At 70.1% G+C, this 17,249-nt stretch carries 16 protein-coding genes and 1 pseudogene; 8 read left to right on the plus strand and 9 right to left on the minus strand.

Translation table 11 applies throughout. The features are described from left to right. Nucleotides 1-112 precede the first annotated feature (112 nt). The 3 genes from E1218_RS20240 (at nt 113) to E1218_RS20250 (ending at nt 2,529) form a co-directional block, all read left to right on the plus strand. Nucleotides 113-1,024: an ABC transporter ATP-binding protein gene (locus E1218_RS20240; RefSeq protein ID WP_132322440.1), complete on the plus strand. Its 912-nt coding sequence runs from the start codon at nt 113-115 to the stop codon at nt 1,022-1,024. 75 nt (nt 1,025-1,099) lie between these two features. Next, entirely contained in the window at nt 1,100-1,738 is a 639-nt protein-coding gene (locus E1218_RS20245; RefSeq protein WP_132322442.1) for a DedA family protein, read from the plus strand. Then, nucleotides 1,735-2,529: an ABC transporter permease gene (locus E1218_RS20250; protein ID WP_132322444.1), complete on the plus strand. Its 795-nt coding sequence runs from the start codon at nt 1,735-1,737 to the stop codon at nt 2,527-2,529. The genes E1218_RS20245 and E1218_RS20250 overlap by 4 nt, the downstream gene beginning before the upstream one ends. 52 nt (nt 2,530-2,581) lie before the next feature. Here the strand turns inward: E1218_RS20250 and E1218_RS20255 are convergent, their stop codons facing one another. From E1218_RS20255 to E1218_RS20270, 4 genes are all read right to left on the minus strand, one after another. Beyond that, entirely contained in the window at nt 2,582-4,168 is a 1,587-nt protein-coding gene (locus E1218_RS20255; protein WP_132322446.1) for a MinD/ParA family ATP-binding protein, read from the minus strand. A gap of 168 nt (nt 4,169-4,336) precedes the next feature. Next, entirely contained in the window at nt 4,337-5,002 is a 666-nt protein-coding gene (locus tag E1218_RS20260) for a response regulator (protein WP_132322448.1), read from the minus strand. Between the two features lie 4 nt (nt 5,003-5,006). Further along, on the minus strand, nt 5,007-6,596 hold the full coding sequence (locus tag E1218_RS20265) for a sensor histidine kinase (RefSeq protein WP_132322450.1): 1,590 nt from the start codon (nt 6,594-6,596) through the stop codon (nt 5,007-5,009). A gap of 54 nt (nt 6,597-6,650) precedes the next feature. Next, nucleotides 6,651-7,757: a GntR family transcriptional regulator gene (locus tag E1218_RS20270; RefSeq protein ID WP_132322452.1), complete on the minus strand. Its 1,107-nt coding sequence runs from the start codon at nt 7,755-7,757 to the stop codon at nt 6,651-6,653. Nucleotides 7,758-7,827: 70 nt separating this feature from the next. Between E1218_RS20270 and E1218_RS20275 the strand changes: the two genes are divergently transcribed. The 3 genes and pseudogenes from E1218_RS20275 (at nt 7,828) to E1218_RS20285 (ending at nt 11,297) form a co-directional block, all read left to right on the plus strand. Beyond that, nucleotides 7,828-8,544, plus strand: a complete 717-nt coding sequence (locus tag E1218_RS20275; protein ID WP_132322454.1) for an SDR family NAD(P)-dependent oxidoreductase — start codon at nt 7,828-7,830, stop codon at nt 8,542-8,544. 41 nt (nt 8,545-8,585) lie between these two features. Then, nucleotides 8,586-10,031 (plus strand): ArnT family glycosyltransferase, encoded by a 1,446-nt coding sequence (locus tag E1218_RS20280; protein ID WP_132322456.1) that lies wholly within the window; start codon nt 8,586-8,588, stop codon nt 10,029-10,031. 181 nt (nt 10,032-10,212) lie between these two features. Continuing rightward, nucleotides 10,213-11,297 (plus strand): annotated as a pseudogene (locus E1218_RS20285) (IS630 family transposase). 273 nt (nt 11,298-11,570) lie between these two features. On the opposite strand, the gene E1218_RS20290 reads toward E1218_RS20285, so the two are convergent. Both E1218_RS20290 and E1218_RS20295 read right to left on the minus strand, forming a co-directional pair. Beyond that, nucleotides 11,571-12,848, minus strand: a complete 1,278-nt coding sequence (locus E1218_RS20290) for an MFS transporter (RefSeq protein ID WP_132322458.1) — start codon at nt 12,846-12,848, stop codon at nt 11,571-11,573. Then, a complete protein-coding gene (locus E1218_RS20295; protein WP_132322460.1) occupies nt 12,848-13,432 on the minus strand; it encodes an ArsR/SmtB family transcription factor in 585 nt (194 codons plus the stop codon). The genes E1218_RS20290 and E1218_RS20295 overlap by 1 nt, the downstream gene beginning before the upstream one ends. Nucleotides 13,433-13,575: 143 nt before the next feature. On the opposite strand from E1218_RS20295, the gene E1218_RS20300 reads away from it, so the two are divergent. Both E1218_RS20300 and E1218_RS20305 read left to right on the plus strand, forming a co-directional pair. After that, nucleotides 13,576-14,088, plus strand: coding sequence for an RNA polymerase sigma factor (locus tag E1218_RS20300; RefSeq protein WP_165949349.1), 513 nt, complete (start codon nt 13,576-13,578; stop codon nt 14,086-14,088). Beyond that, the gene (locus E1218_RS20305; RefSeq protein ID WP_132322464.1) at nt 14,081-14,692 is read left to right on the plus strand and encodes a hypothetical protein; all 612 of its coding nucleotides are present in this window, start codon (nt 14,081-14,083) and stop codon (nt 14,690-14,692) included. The genes E1218_RS20300 and E1218_RS20305 overlap by 8 nt, the downstream gene beginning before the upstream one ends. Nucleotides 14,693-14,778: 86 nt before the next feature. Here E1218_RS20305 and E1218_RS20310 read toward each other — a convergent pair whose 3' ends face one another. The 3 genes from E1218_RS20310 to dacB all read right to left on the minus strand — a co-directional run. Next, nucleotides 14,779-15,558: a GNAT family N-acetyltransferase gene (locus E1218_RS20310; RefSeq protein ID WP_132322466.1), complete on the minus strand. Its 780-nt coding sequence runs from the start codon at nt 15,556-15,558 to the stop codon at nt 14,779-14,781. Beyond that, nucleotides 15,558-15,836 carry a GNAT family N-acetyltransferase gene (locus E1218_RS20315; RefSeq protein ID WP_325052848.1) on the minus strand — a complete coding sequence of 93 codons (279 nt, stop codon included), beginning with the start codon at nt 15,834-15,836 and terminating at the stop codon, nt 15,558-15,560. The genes E1218_RS20310 and E1218_RS20315 overlap by 1 nt, the downstream gene beginning before the upstream one ends. A gap of 74 nt (nt 15,837-15,910) precedes the next feature. Then, nucleotides 15,911-17,249, minus strand: a 1,339-nt coding sequence (gene dacB, locus E1218_RS20320; RefSeq protein ID WP_132322468.1) for a D-alanyl-D-alanine carboxypeptidase/D-alanyl-D-alanine endopeptidase, incomplete at its 5' end; no start/stop codon positions are given.

Below are 17,249 nucleotides of genomic sequence, written 5' to 3' on the forward strand. Positions count from 1 at the left end.
TCCGGGAACACCTGACGAAAGTAGGGGGTAGGACCAGCCGACGGCCGGATGTGGACCGGGGTCCCGGATTCCTAGGTTCGAGTCAACACTGCGAATCAGGAGGGGCTCCGGCGTGATCACGCTCGAAGGACTCAGCAAGAGGTACGGCGACACCGTGGCGGTGGACGCGCTCGACCTCACCGTCGCGCCCGGCCGGGTGACCGGCTTCCTCGGGCCGAACGGCGCGGGCAAGTCGACCACCATGAGGATGATTCTCGGCCTCGACACTCCGACGGAGGGCACCGCGCTGGTCGACGGACGCCCGTACGCCGCCTGGCCCAGGCCGCTCGCCAAGGTGGGCGCGCTGCTCGACGCCAAGGCTCTGCACCCGCGCCGGACCGCCCGGAACCACCTGATCGCGATGGCGGAGAGCAACGGCATCCCGGTCAGCCGGGTGGACGAGGTGCTCTCGATCGTCGGCCTGGACTCGGTCACCCGGAAACGGGCCGGCGAGTTCTCGCTCGGCATGGGTCAGCGACTCGGCATCGCGGGCGCCCTGCTCGGAGACCCCGAGGTGCTGATGTTCGACGAGCCGGTGAACGGTCTCGACCCGGACGGCGTCCGCTGGGTACGCCGGCTGATGCGCTCGCTCGCGGCCGAGGGCAGGACCGTGTTCGTGTCCAGCCACCTGATGAGCGAGATGCAGCTGACCGCCGACCAGCTCGTGGTGATCGGCCGGGGACGGCTGATCGCCGACGCCCCGGTGACCGAGGTGATCGCGGGCGGCTCCCGGACGACGGTCGTCGTACGGGTGCCGGACAGTGCGGATTTCGCCGTACTGCGGGATCGCCTCACCGCGGAGGCCGAGCGGGTGGAGTCGGCGGACGACCGGCTGATCGTGACCGGCGTACCGGCGGAGCGAGTCGGTGACCTCGCGCACGAGCTCGGAGTTCGGCTCCACCAGCTCCACACCGAGCACGCCTCGCTGGAAGAGGCCTACATGGAGCTCACGGCCGACAGCGTCCAGTACGGCGTGGCCTCATGACCGAGCGAGGCGACGGCATCATCCAACACAGCGTGTCTCGTGCCTCAACCGCGCCCGTGCGAAGCGAGGACGCGGATGAGTGACGCGATTCTGCACTTCACTGAGGAGCTGATGTCGTCGTGGTGGATCTATCTGGCGCTGTGGGGGTTCGCGGCGCTGGACGGGTTCTTCCCGGCGGTGCCCAGCGAGACGCTGGTCGTGACGGCGGGGGTGTTCGCGGCGACCGGTGAGCCGAAGCTGTGGGGCGTCGTCGTGGTCGCGGCGGCCGGTGCCTTCGTGGGCGACCACGTCTCCTACGCACTGGGACGCGGAGCCGGTGGCCGGATGCTGGACCGACTGAAACCGGGCACCAAGCGGTACGCCATGAGCCTGTGGGCGCAGCGCGCCCTGGCCGAACGTGGCGGACTGGTCCTGGTCGTGGCCCGCTACGTCCCGGGTGGGCGCACCGCCGTCACGCTGACGATGGGCTCGGTGCGCTACCCACCCCGCAAATTCTCGTTCTTCGCCGGACTCGCGGCGATCAGCTGGGGCCTGTACTGCGCCCTGGTCGGCTACATCGGCGGAAGGGCCTTCGAGGACAACCCGCTCAAGGGTGTCGTCCTCGGGATCGGCCTCGCCCTGCTGGTCACGCTGATCGTCGAGGTCGTCCGGCACCGTCTCCGCAAGCGTCAGGCTCAGGTCGAGCCCGAACTCGTAGAAGCAGGTGAAAGATGACCACGGCAACGCTCACGGTCAGGTCGAGCCCTCGGCTCGCGGACGCGGTGCGCTCCGAATCGACCAAGCTCTGGACCGTCCGGTCGAGCTGGCTGAACATCGCCTCCGCGCTGCTGCTGACGGCCCTGCTGGGCCTCCAGTTCGGTCTCGGGACGGCGTACGACAACGACCACCCGGAGCCCGGGCAGGTAGTCGGCCCGGACCTGGTCGGCGAGTTCGGGATCTCGGCCGCCCTGTTCCTGCAGGTGGTCGTCGCGGCCTTCGCTCTGCTCCCGGTCACCTCGGAGTACGCCACCGGCAGCATCCGGTCGACCCTCCAGTGGACTCCGGTACGGCGGAACGTCGTCCTGGCCAAGGCGATCGTGCTGGCGCCCGTACTGTTCGCGTACGGGCTGGTGCTGGCCGCTGTGGCGGCGGTCTCAGGCGGCGTACTGGCGGGCAAGTGGGCCGACTGGGACGCGGGCCTGCTCGTGACGGACCTGCTGTCGGTCGCGTTCTATCTGACGCTGGCCGGCCTGTTCTCACTCGGGATCGCCTGGATCATCCGCAGCACGGCGGGCACGCTGACCGCGGCCTTCCTCCTGCTGATGGTGCTGCCGCTCATGCTCGGGCAGAGCGGCCTGCGTCCGCTCGTGTGGGTCGCTGCCCTCCTGCCCGGAGGCGCGGGGCAGAACTACCTCAGCGGTACGACCGACCCGCTCTCCCCCACGTTGAGCGTCGTGGTGCTGGTGGCCTGGGTGATGGTTGCCCTCTTCGCGGGCACCCGCGTCCTGACCCGTCGCGACGCCTGAGAACGACGAAGTCGCCCAGTCCTCGGGGGACTGGGCGACCTCGGCAGGTGGATCAGCGCGGAACGTTCAGCGCGATGGTGATCTGCTCGGACACCTTGGCCGCGAGCTCCAGAGCGGAGCGACGGGTCGACGGCTGCAGCGCCGAGTGGTCCAGCGGGCCCTCGGCCGCGATGTGCTGGTCGGTCGGGATGTCGACCACAGCGGCCGCACGCGACTCGAAGTACGGCCGGAGCTGCTTCTCCACCTCCTTGTTCACGTCGCCGGGACCGTTCGAGACCGCGATCACCGCGCGGCGGATCAGTCGCTGCGCCTCCGGCCCCTGGTTGTCCAGCTCCTCGAGCATCTGCACGGCGGCCGCGCAGGACAGGCTCTTCCACTTGATCGGGATGACGAGGGCGTCGGCCGCCTTCATCGCCTCGCGCCAGTTGCTGGAGCCCTCGTTGTTCCCGGTGTCGATGACCAGGACCTTGTAGAACCGGCTCAGCAGCCGGTGGATCTGGTCGAAGTCCTTCGCCTCGATCTGCGCGTACGTCGTGGTCGCGGACGTCAGCACGTCGTACTGCCCGGCCACCTGGTGACGCAGGTACGCCGCGACGTCACCGAGCCGCGCGTCCGGCTGGGTCAGCATCGGCATCGCCTGCAGCATGTCCGTGACGGTGGACCGGCTGTTCGTGTCGTGCGTGCGCAGGTGCATGTTGCCGCGCAGCTCGTTGTTGTCCCACGCGACCACCCCGCCGCCACGGGCCTGACCGAGCGCGCCGGCGAGGAGCAGCGTGGTCGGCGTCTTGCCGGAGCCGCCCTTCGGGTTGGCGACCACGATCGTCACCGGCCGGCGGAACGCGGTCGCCGCGGTGGCCCGTGCGATCCGCTCCAGCCGCTCGGCGCTGCCCGGACGGAGCCGCAGCGCACTGCGGATGCCGCGTTCGGCCGGAGCCTCCCGCGGCAACGGCAGCGCCTGGATCAGCTCGTCGGTCCGGTAGGACACCTCGCGCTGCTGCGCCGGGTGCCGGCCGGGGATGCCCTGGGGGAAGAAGTGCTGTGCTGCCGGGGACAGCTGCTGACCGCCCTGAGCCGGCGCGCCGCCGCCTGCCGGGCTGCCATGGCCGGATCCGTGGAACGACGGACCACCGAAGACCGGGGCACCACCATCGGCCGGGCCGGCTGCGGCTGGTGCCTCCCCAGCGTCTGTACCGGACGTCTCTGGGGCCGACGTGCCTGGACCGGTGCCTGACGTGCTCGAGTCTGTGGCGCTCGCAGCCGGTGCGCTCGTGCTCTCGTCGTCGCCGCTGTGGATGCCGGCGTGCGCCTGGTCGGACTCGTCGTACTCGACCGGCTCCGGCTGCGTCCACGAACTGTCCGTGTCGGCGGCCGGCTGGGCCCAGGACGAGGCGGGCGGCGGGTTGTGCGGCTGGGCCCAGGGAGCCGACTGCTGAGCCGGCCGGGACCACGAGTCGCCCGGGTACTCCTGGGACAGCGCGTCCGGCTTCTCCTCGGTCTCGTCCGGTGACTCTGGGTCGCGAGCGGGCACCGGGTTCGGGTCCGGCTGGGTCCAGGATGGGGTCGGTTGCCACATTCTCCGGACCTCGGCCGCCGCCGCTTCCCGGTCCTTGTGCTGTCCGGAGTTGTGCGAGTCGGTCACGACCTGGATCCCCGATTCTGTGAGAGGGGCCGCCTGGCCCCAGAGCTGCTGGTGTCGATTCCGGGAGGTGAGGTCCCCGGGGAAGGTCCACTATCCCATGACCGGGTGTCCACACGGTGTCACCACCCGGAGCGTCGTTCGGCCGGTCCGGGCCGCCCTTCCAGCAGGTCAGCGGGCGACCAGGCCGGCCTCGTAGGCGACGATCGCGGCCTGGACCCGGTTCCTGACTCCGAGCCGGAGCAGAACGGCGCTGACGTAGGCCTTCACGGTGCCTTCGACCAGGAACAGCCGCTGGGCGATCTCGGCGTTGGACAGCCCGGCGCCGAGCAGCCCGAGGACCTCCAGCTCCCGCGGACTCAGGACCGCGACCTGCTCCTTGGCGACCGCGGCCCGGGCCATCGCACCGCCGCCGGAGCCGGAGCTCAGCTCCGCGATCACCCGCTGGGCCACCCGGGGCGACAGGTAGGCGGCACCTTCCGCGGCAGCCTTCAGGCCGGCGATCAGCTCGCGGGGGTCGCCGGACTTGAGCAGGAACCCGCTCGCGCCGTCGCCCAGGGCCCGGGCGATGTACGCGTCCTCGGAGAACGTCGTCAGGATCACCACCGCGGTCTCCGGCATCGTGCGCCTGATCTCGGCACCGGCGGCCAGCCCGTCCATCCGCGGCATCCGGATGTCCAGCACGGCCACGTCCGGCCGGTGCCGCCGGACCGCCTCGACCGCTTCGAGGCCGTCCGCTGCCTCGGCGACGACGTCGATCTCGTCGTCGGTGCCCAGGATCGCCTTCACTCCGGCGCGCACCATCGCCTCGTCATCGGCCAGCAGAACCCTGATCACGCAGTCATCCTGTCTCGATGGTCGGTGGCACGGAGCCGGTCTGCACCACGGCCTTGGCGACCAGAACGCCGTCGGCGAAGCACAGCCGGTAGGCGTAGTTGATGGAGAACGGCCCGTCCGGGCCGTAGTAGCGGCAGGTCCAGCCGGCGGGTGGCGTGTAGCCCTCCGCCGGCGGGTCGATCATCTGCATCGCGGGCAGTACCTTCTCCACCTCGTGCTCGGACTGCCCGATGGTCAGGTCGTCGTACTCGGGGGGTCGCAGGATCGAGCTGTAGCCGGCGATCAGGTAGTAGCCCACGGCAATCACGCCGATCACCGCGCCCAGGATCAGTGGCGCGGCGACCGCCGTGATCAGGCCGCGCCGGACGCTCCGCCGTACCGTGGCCCGCTCGGCGGCCGCAGCGGACACGGCCGGCTCTCCCGCCCTCTCGGCTTCCTCCGGCTCGGGCCGGCCGCCGGCTCGCGGCATGGTCGCCACGACCTCGAATCCATCCTTGTGCGGCCCGGCCGTCAGTGTGCCGCCCACGAGGCGAACGCGCTCGCGCAGTCCGTCCAGACCGCGACCCGACGACGGCACCGACGACGGAACCGCCCGCGCCGCGCCAGTGTCGACGATCCGCACGCGTACGTCGTCCGGGCCCGACGTCACCGTGACAGTCACTGACGCACCCGGCGCGTGCTTGCTCGCGTTCGTCAGGGACTCCTGGACGACCCGGTGCACCGCCCGGTCCACCATCGGCGACAGCTCGGCATCGCCCTCCTGGACCAGCCGCACCGACAGACCCGATGCGGCCGCCCGGTCGACCAACGCGGGTACGCCCTCGTCCCGCGGGACCAGTGGCGCGTCCGCGTCCCGCAGTACGCCGATGATGTCGCCGAGCCGATCGGTCGCCGTACCGGCCATCTCGCGCAGTTCCGAGGCGGCCCGGCGGTGCTCCGCCGGCAGCGACGGATCCAGTTCGAGCGCCGCCGCCCGCAGCGCGATCAGGCTCAGCTCGTGCCCGACCGAGTCATGCATGTCCTGGGCGATCCGCGACCGCTCCCGCAGCCGCTGCTGGTCGATCGCCATTCGGTGCTCGCGCTCGATCCGCTCGGCCCGGTCCCACCCTGCGGAGGCGAGCAGCGCCTGCTGCGCCCGGTAGCGGCCGATCAGCCACGGCAGGACGACCAGCAGCAACGCCAGCAGCAGCATCACCAGCCAGGTGAGCACCGCTTCGGTCGCCTGTTGCTCGTGCCGGACGATCAGGGTGAGTACCAGCATGCCCACCAGCGACCCGCTGCAGACCAGGACGAAGTGCTCGAGCTGGGTCTCCCGGCGTCCGGCCAGGTAGGCGAGCAGGGTGATCGCCGGGACGAGCGCGATCTGAACGCCGTCCAGCGTGTCGAGGGCGAACGCGAGGATGACGATCTCGGCCCAGGCGACGACCGTGAACGCCAGCAGCGGCCGGACCCGGCGGACGAAGACGCCGACGAACAGCGCTGCGAAGCAGGCCGCCTGCAGCCAGTACGGGTCGTTGCGGGCGCTGCTCTCCACGAACACGAGGAAGCACAGCGCGGCCCACAGGCCGACGTCTCCCGCGCGTCGCCAGTTCATTCCCCAGACGCTACACACTCGTCCCGGCCGCGCCGTACTGCCGGAAGTCAGGTTTCAGTTGCCTTCGGCGTCGACTAGCTCGAACGGCACCATCGACAGGTTCGGCACCGACTCGCCGCGCAGCCGGGCCAGCAGCAGGTCGACCGCGCGCCGGCCCATCTCCCGCTGGTTCTGCCGGACATGCAGGTACGGCGGCCCGCCGATGGAGTCGCCCGGGGAGTCGAAACAGGCGACCACCTGCCCGCCACCCAGCGCCCGGTCGACCATCCGGGCCAGGTTGTACTCGCACGCGACGTACGCCGTCACCGCCGGCACCTCCTCGCGGAACGCCCGGATGACGTCCATGTCCGCGCGAATGCTCTCCGTCGTCGTCGACCCGGGCAACGTACTGCGCAGCTCGGTCAGTTCGTACGCCTGCCCGCGGCCGTCGAAGGCGGACCGGAAGCCTTCCAGCCGCTCCTCGATCGACGACGTGTTCACCGGTGGCGGCGAGACGAAGGCGATGTGCCGATGACCGCGGTCGAGCAGCCGGGACGTGAGCGCCCGTGAGGCGGCCACGTTGTCCGTGTGGACCGCCGCGACCGGGATCCCGGACAGGTGCCGGTCGACCAGGACCACCGGATACCCGTCCAGCACCTGCCGCAGCAGGCTCGCGTTGTAGAAGTCGCCGTGCACCGGGAAGACGATCAGCCCGTCGACCTCCCCGGTCGCCACCAGCGAGTCGACGGCCTTCTCCTCGTCCGACTGCCGGCCGTGCGTCCGCCGTACCACCAGGTGAGCGCCGTGCTCCGCGCACCGCTCCTCGATCGCGTTCAGCAAATCCAGTCCGTACGCCTCGGACATGTCGGGGACGACGAACGCCACCGAGCGGGCCTCGTGCTTCGGCCGCGGCACCCGGCCCTTCAGCGGGACGGTGACACCGGTCAGGTCGGGCAGGTTCCGCACCACGAACGTGCCCTTCCCGCGGACGCGCTCGACCAGGCCGGCCTCCCGCAGGACCTCGAGGGCCCGCTTCGAGGTGATCCGGCTGACCTCGAACTGGGTCGCCAGCTCCATCTCGGACGGCACCCGGTCGCCGGGGCGGAGCGCACCACGACGGATCTGCTCCAGCACGTGCGTACTGAGCTGCTCGTAGAGCAGGCCTCGTTGGCTGGTTGACATACCAACATCATCGCCTATCGGCCGGCTTTGTCGGTGGAGGGTGGCAGCGTGCCTTCCGGAGGTAGCGAGCATGCGAATCGACGGGAAACGCGCGGTGGTCACCGGGGCCGCGGTCGGGATCGGGCGGGCGATCGCGCAACGGCTGGCGGCCGAGGGCGCCTCGGTGGTCGTCGCCGACCTCGACGCGGACGGCGGTGCCCGGACGTGCGACCTGATCGGCGGGGACGCGCGGTTCGTCCAGGCCGACCTGCGAGACGACGACGCGGTCAGCGATCTGATGGCATGTCAACCGCACATCCTGATCAACAACGCCGGCGGCGGTCCGTCACTGCAGCCCTGCTTCCCGGCCGCGTCGGTCGAGCGTTGGTCGGCGTCGCTCGATCTCAACCTGCGAGCGCCGATGCTGGCGACGCAGCTCGCGCTGCCGGCGATGCAGGCGGCCGGAGGTGGTGCGGTCGTCAACATCGGCTCGACCGCGGGAGTCGGGTTCGGGCCGCACGTGTCTCCGGAGTACAGCGCTGCCAAGGCCGCGCTGATGCGGTTGACCGTGACGCTTGCGCCGCTGGCGAAGAGTCACGGCGTCCGGGTCAATTGCGTGGTGCCCGACTGGGTGGCGACCGAGCGTGGGCTGCGGGAGCGTTCCGAATTGCCCGGACCCGAGCGCGGGCCGGAGCTGGTTCCGCTCGATTCGGTGACGGATGCGGTCATCCGCTTCGTCGAGGACGAGTCGCTGGCCGGGCGGGTGGTGTTGCTGGCGCGGGAGGAACTGCCCTTCTTCCTCAACTGAAACCGGTGTTCTGGCCCTGTCCGGCTGTCAGCATGCCGTGCATGACCGCCACGCGTCCGTTCGCCGCCGCTCCCGTGTCCGCGGTGGCCGGGGTCCTCGCCGTCGTACTGACCGCGCTGTCCGGGCGGTACGGATACCACCGGGACGAGCTCTACTTCATCGTGGCCGGCCAGAAGCTGGACTGGGGGTACGTCGACCAGCCGCCGCTCACCCCGTTGCTGGCACGTGTCTCGACCACGCTCTTCGGTGACACGCCGATGGGACTGCGAGTGGTATCGACGCTGACCTCGGCGGTCACCGTGATCGTGGTGGCGTTGATCGCGCGCGAGTTCGGCAGCTCGCGGGGCGGACAGGTGGTCGCCGCGGTATGCGCGGCCGCGTCCGGTTTTCTGCTCGGTGTCGGGCACATGGTGTCGACGGCGACCTTCGATCTGCTGGCGTGGATGCTGATCTGCCTGTTCGCTGTGAAGCTGCTGCGGACGGGTGACGGGCGGTGGTGGCTCGCGCTCGGCCTCACCGCGGGCATCGCTCTGCAGAACAAGTACCTGGTCGTGCTGCCCGTCGGCGCGTTGCTCCTGGCGCTGCTGATCGCCGGGCCACGCTCCGTTCTGCGGTCCAGGTGGCTGCTCGCCGGTGTCGCGGTCGCCGGGATCGTTGCGCTGCCGAACGTGCTCTGGCAGTTCCAGCACGACTGGCCGCAGCTCACGGTCGCCGGCGGTATCAGCGAGGATGACGGGGTCGAGAACCGGATCATGTTCGTTCCGCTGCAGTTGCTGCAACTGTCGCCGTTTCTGATCCCTGTGTGGGTGGTCGGCTTCCGGCGGCTGTGGCGGACGCCGTGGGCTCGGTCCGTGGCGTTGGCGTACCCGATGCTGTGCGTCGTCGTACTGGTGGTGGGCGGGAAGTCCTACTACGCGCTCCCGCTGCTGCTCGTCCTGGTCGCCGCCGGCGCCGACCGCGTGCTGACCTGGCCGCGGAGCCTCGTGGCTGTCGGACTCGCGCTGACAGCGGTCACTTCGGCTGTGTTCACGCTGCCCGCGCTGCCGGCGTCCGCGGTCGACTTCGTCATCCCGGTCAACAAGGAGCAGGGCGAGCAGATCGGCTGGCCCGCGCTGGCGGCGGCCGTTGCCGATCAATGGAACCGCATTCCGCCGGAGCAGCGCTCGTCGGCCACGATCTTCACCGGGAACTACGGTGAGGCGGGTGCGCTCCGGCGCTACGGGCCTGACCTCGGCCTGCCCACGGCGTACTCGGGACACATGAGCTTCGCCGACTGGGAACGGCCGCAGGACACGCAGACCGGCCCGGTGCTGCTCGTTGGAATCGAGCGGTCGCCGGCGCTCGAGGCGCAGTTCCGCAACTGCACCGCGGTCGGCAGGATCGACAACTTCGTCGACAACGACGAGGACGGCGCCGCGCTGGTCCGGTGCGACTCCCCCGCCGAGCCGTGGTCGGCCCTGTGGCCGAAGCTCCGGCGCTACTACTGACCTTCCGGATGGTTGCCGGATGCAAGCAATGGTCGTCATTCCGGCCGGGACGTGTCATCCACGGATACCGGCTCCCGTCCAAGGCTGAGTGGCAGTACGTGCGCACTGCCGGCACACCGGCTTTCTCCGGACACTAGTGTCGTGAGGTAAAAATTCGCGGCGGGTGGCTTAGGGTCGGTGTGTGCCGGTACCTGTTGCTCGTTTGGTGACGTTGACCGAGGATGAGCGGTCGCAGTTGGTGTCGTGGTCGCGGAGGTCTACGAGCGCGAATGCGTTGGCGGTGCGTTCGCGGATCGTGCTTGCGGCGGCTGAGGGGCTGGGTAACACTGCGATCGCGGCGAAGTTGGGAATCGCGGTGTCCAGTGCCCGGAAGTGGAGATCGCGGTTCGTCGCGCAGGGGATGGACGGGTTGCTGGACGAGCCGCGGCCGGGACGGCCGCGGACGGTGTCCGACGAGCAGGTGGAGGCGGTGATCACCACCACGCTGGAGACCGCTCCGAAGGATGCGACGCACTGGTCGACGCGGTCGCTGGCGGCCGAGCTCGGGTTGTCGCAGACGGCGGTGTCGCGGATCTGGCGGGCGTTCGGTTTGCAGCCGCACCGGCAGGATTCGTGGAAGCTGAGCAAGGATCCGTTGTTCATCGACAAGGTCCACGATGTTGTCGGCTCTATCTCGACCCGCCGGAGCGGGCGGTGGTGTTGTGCGTGGACGAGAAGTCCCAGATCCAGGCCCTGGACCGGACCGCGCCGATCTTCCCGATGATGCCCGGCACGCCGGCGCGTGCCACCCACGACTACAAACGAGCCGGCACCTCCAGCCTCTACGCCGCGCTGGATCTGGCCAGCGGCAAGGTCATCGGCTCGCTGCACGCCCGGCACCGCGCGATCGAGTTCAAGAAGTTCCTGCAGACCATCGACCGCGAAGTCCCCGCCGGCCTGGACGTGCACGTCGTACTCGACAACGCCTCCACCCACAAAACCCCCGCGGTGAAACGCTGGCTCGCCGCCCACCCCCGCTTCGTCTTGCACTTCACCCCCACCAGTTCGTCCTGGCTGAACCTGGTCGAGCGATGGTTCGGCGAACTCACCACCAAGAAACTCCAGCGCGGCACCCACCGCTCCGTGCGAGAACTCAACGCCGACATCCGCGCATGGATCAAAACCTGGAACGAGAACCCACGACCCTACGTCTGGACCAAGACCGCCGACCAGATCCTCAACTCCATCACCCGCTACTGCACCCGAATTAACAACTCACGACACTAGCAGCTACCGGCTGGGCATCAGGCCCCCGGCTACCAGAGGGCCGGGACTCCCCGGGAGAAGAGCGGCGAGGACGCCGAACGCGATGGCGAGGACGGCGACGAGCCAGTTCATCACCGTGAGGCCGACGGCATAGTCTCGAACACCACGTTCATCGCGGCGAATCCGACGCAGACCGCACCGAACCACCCCGGGAGCACGACGACGCGAGGCCGTGCAGTTCGATGACTCCGGCAACCATACGGAAACCCCGGCTGCGCTCGAGGTCTCCTCAGGTCACTTCGTTGCCGAGTAGGCCTGAACGTCCGGCGGGTGCAGGTCGTCGAGGCTGCGGGTGCGGATGATGGGGGAGCGAATCAGCCACAGGACGGCGAGGAGACCGCCGGCCGCCGACACCAGGAGTGTCTCGCGGACGCCGATCCAGGTGCCGAGGAAGCCGCCGACCACGGCTCCGAGCGGGCGGACGCCGTAGTTGATGCTGCTGAACGCCCCCGCGACCCGGCTGCGCATGTGGTCATGGGTGACCGCGGCCTGCAGCGAGTTCAGCGGTACGTCGAAGCACATCACCGCGAATGCCCCGACGAACTCGGCGGCCGCGAGCGCGGCGGCCTTCACCCAGGTCGGGCCGTCCGCGAGCGCGGCGATCGCGATCGACCCCGGGAAGACGATCGCGCTCGCCGCGATCACCCGGCCGGCGCCGAAGATCCGGCTCAGCGGGGACGCTGCCAGCGCGCCGAGGAGGCCGCCGGACGCGCCGATCCCGAACGCCAGGCCGATGGTGCCGGCGGACAGTTCGAGATTGCGGCTGGCGAAGAGCACGAGCAACGCCATGCTGATCAGGTTGAAGAAGTTCACCGTGGTCGCGCAGCCGAGGCTGCGGCGCAGGTACGGATGGTGCAGCAGGTAGTGCATCCCGGCGCGGGCTCGCTGCAGCAGCGGCTCGGTCGACTCCTCGGCCGGGCCGGGCGGAGTCTTGAGCCGCCCCAGCTGGAACGCCGCGCACAGGAACGACAATGCGTCCACCAGGATCGCCACTGGTGCGGTGAGCCACTGGACGAGGGCGCCGCCGACCGCCGGTCCGCCCATGAACGCGATCGACCGGGTCGCGGAGAGCTTCGAGTTCGCCTCCAGGAACTGCTCGCGCGGGACCAGGCGGACGAAGAACGACGCGTACGACGTACCGAACACGACGTCGGCGACGCCGGCCAGGATCGCGATCACGTACAGGTGTCCGAGCGTCAACAGGTCGAGCCAGTACGCCGCCGGCAGGCTGAGCAGCAGGATCGCCCGGAAGACGTCGGCCGCGATCATCAGCGGCCGCTTGTCCGGCCGGTGGTCGACCCAGGTGCCGACGAACAGCGACGCGACGTTCGGCAGCCAGACCGCCGCGGTCAGGAAACCGACCTGGGCGGGAGACGCGTCGAGCAGCAGAACGGCGATCAGCGGCAGCGCCAGCTCGGTCACCCGGTCGCCGAACTCGGAGACGGCCTGCGCGGACCAGAACCGGCGGAACTGCCGGTCCCGCCACAGACTGGTGGCGGTCACCGTCTTCATCAGCGGTTCGGTGCTTCAGGCAACGATATGCGCAGGTAGCGGACCGCGCGCGCGTTCGCCGGCGCACCCTCCGCACCACGGTGGACGTACGGCGCGAGCAGCTGCTCGATGGCGTCCTCGATCGCCTCGGCCTCGGCGGCGGTCAGGACCAGCCGGGTGTTCGCCGAACCGGCCAGCCGGTCCCACTCGGGGTCGAGCCCGGACTCGGTCTCGACCAGCCACTGCTGGGCGGCCTCGAGGGCCTGGTTCATCATCTCGGCGCGCAGCAGCCGGCCGGCCTCCACCCCCTCGGGGGTGTCCGGCATCTCGTACCGGAACCCGCGGGCGACCGACTTCCACCAGCGCTGCCGTCTGTCCCCGTCCGGTGACGGCTCGTCGACGACCAGACCGAAGTTCGCCAGGTGCCGCAGGTGCCAGCTGGTGACCGACGGCGACGCGCCCACGTGCTCCGACAGCTGGGTCGCCGTCGCCGGGCCGTTCCGCTGCAGCCGGCCGAGCGCGGCCAGCCGGACAGGGTGAGCCAGCGCCCGCATGGCCTGCGGATCGGTGATCTCGAAGTCGCCGTACGGATTTCTGAGAGACATCTTTCGAGAGTAATGTCTCAAATCTCTGGGGAGCAAGCTCTACCGCTCCGGCGGCAGGCGGTGAAAACTTCTCCGGACCGGGACGGAACCGGGTGCGGCGGTCGCGCGTGTTAGCCGTGAGACGACCGGTGGGGAGGGCGAGCGTGCGGGACTTCGACGGCGATCCGGCGGCCGACGTCGCCGCGCTGTACCGGCGGACCTGGCCGCGGCTGATCGGCGTCCTCGTCTCCATCGGGGGCTCCCGGGCCGACGCGGAGGAAGTCGCCCAGGACGCCTACGTGAAGCTCCTCGGCCGCTGGGACTCGATCCGCCGGTACGACGACCCGGAGGCCTGGGTGCGGGCGGTCGCCGTCCGGACGCTGATCAGCCGGTTGCGCCGGCAGCAGGTCGCGGCCCGGGCGCTGTCGAAGCTCACAGGGCGGCCCGTCGAGGTGCGCGGGCCTGACGGGGACGCGCTGGACGTGGCCGCGGCCCTCGCCCGGATCACGCCGGCGCAGCGGGCGGTCGTCGTACTGCACCACGTCATGGATCTGCCGATCGAGCAGATCGCCGAGGAACTGCAACTGCCACCCGGCACGGTGAAGTCGCGGCTTGCCCGGGCGCGCCAGGCGCTGGCGCCGTTGCTCGTCGTGAAGGAGGTCCCGGACCATGCGTGAGCTGCCCACCAAGGTGCTCGTCGAGTATGTCGACGAGCACACGCCGGAGGAGGCTCCGCCGTTCGAGCACGTCGAGCGAGCAGTCCAGGCCCGGCGCCGCCGACGCAACGTGCTGGCGACCGCGGTCGCGGTGGTCGTCGTCGCCGGTGCGGTCGTCGCGACCGTGGACCTGCCGCGGGCCGAGCAACAGCCCGCCGGCCCCGGTACGACGCACACCACACCGCCACCGAGCTACCTTGACGACGGTCCGCCGCCCGCCCAGTTCAAGGTCGGTACGACGCTGCTGGTGCTCAAGGAGGAGATCCCGATCTCGTCCGCCGACGTCGACCCGCTCAGCCCGACGGAACTGATCCTCGAAGTACCACGCGACCCGAACCTCGCCGAGACGTGCGTGCCGACCACAGTCGTCCGCATCCTGTCCCAGGACCCGTCGACCGTGCGGGTCGCGGCGTACCGGTATTCCGTCGGGCCGGACCAGAACGAGGGCCGGCAGTGCGTCAAACCGCACGAAACTCCGGCCGTCGTCCACCTCGACCTCCGCTCACCGGTCGGCGAGCGCACCGTTCACGCCGGAAGCACCGGCTACCGAACCCTCCTGAACTGACGCCTCGCCGGGGTGGACCGCGACCACCCCGGCGAGGACGTCTGAGCACACCGGCGAACAGAACAGCCGCCGGGTGGCGGTGTCCTCTAGCCGCGTGTACGCACGGTGCGGCGCCAGATGGTGCTGGTCAGGTCGGGGTGCATTCCTGCTGATGTGTAGAGGCGTAGCGCGGGAGTGGGGTTGGAGGTGTCCACGTGGAGGATCGTGCCGGAGCGGCCGTCGAGTTCGACCGTGGTCAGTCGGGACCAGTCGAAGGTGGAGCGGCTCTCGCGGGATGCCGCCCATTCGTCGTAGGGTCGCGGATCGGCGCCGGGCTGGCTGCTGAACGCTTCCTCCAGTACGGCGTGCGCCGCCCGGCGGGTCGTGTCGTCGAAGGCTCCGCGCCGGACGACGGCACCGGGTGGAACGGGCGGTCGCTCGACCGGGCCGTCGAAGGTGATGCGCATGCGGTGGACCGAGGTACCGACCGTGAAGCCTCGATCGGCCACGATCTTCGCCAGGAACTCGTCCTGCTGGATCACCCCGACGCTCACCACCACCTCACCGGGACCGGCCTGCCGGGCGCGTTCCAGGCCGCGGTCCAGCAGCCACCCGGCCACCTCGGGGACCTCGCTCAGCACCTCGAGATTGACCCGGGAGCCGTCGCTGTTCACCGCGGCCGTCGCCGACCCGGCGAACTCCCCGCGGCGGTCGAGCACGACCCACCCGTCGGTCTCGGGGGGGAAGCCCGGATCGCGCAGGTAGTTCGCCACGTCCTCGGCGCTGTGCTTGGCGAACCCGAGCAGCGCGCTCGTGCACGCCGAACTCCGCTCGCCGATCAGCGCAGCGTCGTCCACGGACATCGGGCGGACGGTGAAGCCCTCCATCACACAATCACCTCACGCCGCCAGACGTCGAGCACGAGCGTTGCCGTCATCCCGACCGAAAGGTACAGGTCCGGCGCGGGCGTCGGATTGTTGGTGTCGACGTGCAGCATCGTCCCAACCTGCCCGGAGTCCGCGTCGGCGGCGAACTGGTCCCACAACAGGAACTTGGCCAGACCGCGTCCACGCGCCCCGGGCAGGACACCCAACCGGCCGACATGCCCACAGTGCTCGGTCCTCGACAGAGCACCCCTCCGCGTCGTCGTCCGTGGTGGGTGCACGAACCGTGTGGGTCTGAGGCAGTACGGCGGTCATCCCGACATCGTGCTGAACGACCGCGGTACCGTCGAACCGGTTAGCAGGCCTTGTCCCACTCGAGGTCGCACGTGGTCTGCGCGGTCCTCAATGTGCTCACCGCGGGAATCGCGGCCTGCTCGGACCAGGACGCCAGCGTGACGCCGACCGCGTCCTCGATCGAGCGTGGGCTGACCAGGTAGTTGTTGCTGATCATCGAGAACACCAGCTTGCGGCCGTCGGCGTTGGTGACGTAGCCAGACAGCGACGTGACGCCGGTGAGCGAGCCGGTCTTGCCGTGCAGGTTGTTGGCGGCCGGGGTGTTGCGCATGCGGCTGCGCAGGGTGCCGCCGGTGAACCGGTCCGCGTTGCCTGCGATCGGCAGGGCGTCGTACCACTGCTGCCACCACGGCTCCTGCTGGGCGGCGATCAGCAGGTCGGTGATGCTGTCGGCGGTGACGTTGACCTTGCGGGACAGTCCGGAGCCGTCGGAGAGCCGGATCGTGCTGGTGTCGACGCCGAGGCTCTGCGCATAGTCGGTGACGACGCCGAGACCGGCTGACCAGCTGCCCTCGGCCTCTGCGACCGCCCCCATCGCCTTGACCAGCGTCTCGGCGTGCATGTTGTTCGACAGCTTCATGAACGGGTTCATCAGTTCGCCGACCGTCATCGACTCGTCCCGGGCGAGCACCCGGGCGGTCGTGGGGGAGGCCGCGCTCTTGATCCGTCCGCCGACGCTGATGCCCTCGGCCGCGAGCGCGCGCCGGAACACGTCGGCCGCGTAGAGCTGCGGCTCCCACACCGTCACCCACTCCCGGCCGACCGACGCGCCGAGCGGTACGGACCCGGTCACCCGGACGACGTTGGTTCCGTGCTCACGCTCGATGCTCAGCGTGTTCGACGACCCGGCCGCGCCGGTCTTCGCGCTGCTGACGAGCTTGAGTACGCCGTTCGCCGGGACCAGCGTGAGCTTCACCGGGGCTCCGACCGTCGTCCCGGGCCGGCTCTCGACGATCGCCGTACCGGAGTCGTAGTCGGTGTCCGGCGCCAGCGTCAGCGCCGAGATCTGGGCCGAGTAGTAGAACGGCTCGTCGTCCCAGGCCCAGCTGTCACCGAGGCGGACGTGGTCGAAGTACGTGTCGTCCGCGACCAGGTCGCCGATGACCCGCTTCACGCCGGACTGTGCGAGCTGCTTGGCGAGGCCGGCGTAGTCGGACTGCAGCGCGGTCGGGTCGCCGTACCCCTTGAGGTAGAGGCTGCCGAGCAGCGTGCCGCGGTGAACCGGGCCGGTCGCCAGGACGTCGGTGTGGAAGCGGTACGACGGACCGAGCACGTCCATCGCGGCCGTCGAGGAGAACAGTTTGGTGTTGGACGCGGGCAGCATCCGCCGGCCGCCGTTG

Source organism: Kribbella turkmenica, assembly GCF_004348725.1.
In the GTDB taxonomy this organism is placed as follows: Bacteria; Actinomycetota; Actinomycetes; order Propionibacteriales; family Kribbellaceae; genus Kribbella; species Kribbella turkmenica.

Bases quoted from the DNA above. Each gene is read 5' to 3' on its own strand.
- E1218_RS20245 (WP_132322442.1), top strand. From the start codon at position 1,100: ATGAGTGACGCGATTCTGCACTTCACTGAGGAGCTGATGTCGTCGTGG.
- E1218_RS20250 (WP_132322444.1), top strand. From the start codon at position 1,735: ATGACCACGGCAACGCTCACGGTCAGGTCGAGCCCTCGGCTCGCGGAC.
- E1218_RS20265 (WP_132322450.1), bottom strand. From the start codon at position 6,596: ATGAACTGGCGACGCGCGGGAGACGTCGGCCTGTGGGCCGCGCTGTGC.
- E1218_RS20270 (WP_132322452.1), bottom strand. From the start codon at position 7,757: ATGTCAACCAGCCAACGAGGCCTGCTCTACGAGCAGCTCAGTACGCAC.
- E1218_RS20275 (WP_132322454.1), top strand. From the start codon at position 7,828: ATGCGAATCGACGGGAAACGCGCGGTGGTCACCGGGGCCGCGGTCGGG.
- E1218_RS20280 (WP_132322456.1), top strand. From the start codon at position 8,586: ATGACCGCCACGCGTCCGTTCGCCGCCGCTCCCGTGTCCGCGGTGGCC.
- E1218_RS20290 (WP_132322458.1), bottom strand. From the start codon at position 12,848: ATGAAGACGGTGACCGCCACCAGTCTGTGGCGGGACCGGCAGTTCCGC.
- E1218_RS20295 (WP_132322460.1), bottom strand. From the start codon at position 13,432: ATGTCTCTCAGAAATCCGTACGGCGACTTCGAGATCACCGATCCGCAG.
- E1218_RS20305 (WP_132322464.1), top strand. From the start codon at position 14,081: ATGCGTGAGCTGCCCACCAAGGTGCTCGTCGAGTATGTCGACGAGCAC.
- E1218_RS20310 (WP_132322466.1), bottom strand. From the start codon at position 15,558: ATGGAGGGCTTCACCGTCCGCCCGATGTCCGTGGACGACGCTGCGCTG.